The 360-nt window shown below is 49.4% G+C and carries 1 protein-coding gene; it reads right to left on the reverse strand.

Features of this window, described 5'->3' with window-relative positions:
• Positions 1-360 (reverse strand): DNA gyrase subunit A (locus J4G02_23040; GenBank protein ID MCE2397384.1); only part of this gene is annotated, 360 nt, incomplete at both ends.

Genomic DNA, 360 nt, shown 5'->3' on the forward strand with positions numbered 1-360 from the left:
ACTGATTTTTCTTTACCTGATAAGGAATTTCAGTGATGATGATCTGTTCCTGCTCAGTTTCCGATTTACCCGCTGTAGCAATTCTCTCTATGACGGCTTTGGCACGGACAGTCATACTTCCCCGCCCAGTGGCGTACATATCCTTGATGCCCTGCGTCCCTACGATCATTCCCGCAGTTGGGAAATCGGGACCGAGGATGTGTTCCATAAGCACTTCTGAAGTAGCATCGGGATCAGAGAGTTTGCAGAGCAGTGCATCAATGACTTCACTTAGATTATGTGGTGGTATACGGGTGAGGTAACCAACACCGATACCTGTCGTGCCATTGACAAGCAAGTTCGGGAGGAGCCCCGGAAGGA

Source organism: Candidatus Poribacteria bacterium (genome assembly GCA_021295755.1).
Classification (GTDB): Bacteria; Poribacteria; WGA-4E; order WGA-4E; family PCPOR2b; genus PCPOR2b.